Origin of the sequence: Chthonomonas sp. (assembly GCF_035294505.1) — a bacterium.
Taxonomy (GTDB): domain Bacteria; phylum Armatimonadota; class Chthonomonadetes; order Chthonomonadales; family Chthonomonadaceae; genus Chthonomonas.
The window spans coordinates 1-1,953 of the sequence record NZ_DATGKU010000159.1; the positions used below are offsets into that span (position 1 = coordinate 1).

Sequence of the window (1,953 nt, forward strand, 5' to 3'; positions counted from 1 at the left end):
GTTTCCTCAACGCGCTACAGCTGCCGGCTCTGGGGTCATTGTGCGTAGCGACGGCTATGTCATTACCAACGACCACGTGGTGGCCGGCGCGGATAAGGTGACGGTTCAGTTGATGGACGGACGCACCTTCGTTGGGAAAGTGTATCGTGACCCCCGTAGCGACCTTGCGTTGATCAAAATCAACGCAGATAACCTGCCCGCCGTGCAGTTCGCCAACTCCGATGACGTGAAGGTGGGCGAGCTTGCCCTGGCCTTTGGAAGCCCCTTTGAGCTTAGCGACACCATGACGATGGGGATCGTCTCCTCGCTGCATCGGCACTTCGAGGTCACAGAGGGAACAAACGGCTACTACTATCCAGACCTCATTCAGACCGATGCCAGCATCAACCCCGGCAACTCTGGCGGTCCATTGGTAGACATCTATGGGCGCGTCATCGGCATCAACACGGCCATCGAAAGCCAGACAGGCGGCAACGTTGGCATAGGCTTCGCCATCCCCTCCAACACGGTGCGCTATGTGATGGACCAGCTGATCGCCAAAGGCCGTGTTGTACGGGGTTATCTGGGCGTGGTGCCCTCAACCCTCAGCTACGATCAGGCGCAAATGCTTGGGGTTAAGCAGGGGGCCTTTATCCAGATGGTGGAGGACGGCAGCCCCGCTGCAAAGGCGGGAATGCAAGCCGGCGATGTAGTGACCCGATTCAATAACCAACCCGTCACCGACGAGGCCAGCTTCCGTGACCTCGTGGCGCGAACGGCGCCGGGCACAACCGTTCCTGTTGAGGTCTACCGAGATGGTCACGATCTCACGTTGAATGTAACGGTGGGTGAGGCGCCCTCCGACCAAACCGAGCAGCCTCAACAGCAACAGGAGATGCGAAAGGCGCGCGGACGCATGGGCATCGAGATCGGCGACGCAACCGACCCCGACATCCGCAAGAAGTTCCAGCTGAATAGCGATGTGAAAAGCGGTGTCGTGGTGCTAAACGTCTACCCGAATAGCCCCGCCGCCGATGCCGGCATTCAACCTGGAGACGTGATCATCGCCCTTAACGGAAAGCCGATTAAGGACGCTCAAGCGCTCTCCGATGCGCTCGCTGCGGAACCCTCCGGTGCCACGGTGCGTGTGACGGTGCGACGGTTCTCGACCAACGGCCCAGGTGAGACTTTGGTGCTTTTCGTAACCCTGTATTAACGCCGAACCGAACGCACCATGAAACGGTTTCTTGAAGTGGGGTTTGCCCCACTTCAAGAACATTCTCCAAAAATCAGGAAAAGGTAAGGATACAAAGATGGCACAGACGATTACCGACACTCAAGAGTCAAAAGACACCATTCGAGTGCCGGACTGGCTCTATACCTTCTCGGATGAGCAGTTCGTTTTCTGGTGCAACCAATATAAGCTTCAGGTATGTGAAGAGGTGCGCCCCTTCTCGCGTGAGGAGCGCGCCGCCATCTATCGCTATATGGTGCGCCAACATCTCATAGAATAGCTGCTGCTCATCTCCATGAAGAGAACCCGCACCTAAGCGTGCGGGTTTTTTCTTGTTTAAAACTTTTCGGTCTTCTTTTCTTTCCCGCGAAGGAGGAGGGGCGGGGGGCTGCAGAAACTACCAATCTCACGGTTCTAGAGCCAATTCGTACAGCACGCCTACCTTGTTCGCCCCCTATCCCGCCCTTTCCCCCTATTAGGGAGAAAGGGGGCTATCGTGCTGGTTTTTCAAAGGAAAGCCTACCAAAGGAAACCACTAGTGAACTTGCTGGTCTCCCCTCTCCCAAATTGGGGGAGGGGTGGGGGCTTACAGAGCGGTTACACAACTGTCATTTCGAGCCGAAGGCGAGAAATCTTAAGTTTCAATTCCCCTCAGTTCTGAGGGGTGAGGCCGTAGAGACTGCCGGCTTCACGGTTCTAGAGCCAATTCGTACAGCAAGCCTACCTTGTTCGCCCCCTAT

Annotated in this window: 2 protein-coding genes; both read left to right on the forward strand. The window is 56.3% G+C overall.

What is annotated here, in order from left to right:
- Positions 1 to 1,195 (forward strand): PDZ domain-containing protein (locus VKV18_RS08975; protein ID WP_324203868.1); only part of this gene is annotated, 1,195 nt, incomplete at its 5' end.
- Positions 1,196 to 1,292: 97 nt separating this feature from the next.
- A complete protein-coding gene (locus tag VKV18_RS08980) occupies positions 1,293 to 1,493 on the forward strand; it encodes a hypothetical protein (RefSeq protein WP_324200731.1) in 201 nt (66 codons plus the stop codon).
- Positions 1,494 to 1,953 lie beyond the last annotated feature (460 nt).

Bases quoted from the DNA above. Each gene is read 5' to 3' on its own strand.
- VKV18_RS08980 (WP_324200731.1), top strand. From the start codon at position 1,293: ATGGCACAGACGATTACCGACACTCAAGAGTCAAAAGACACCATTCGA.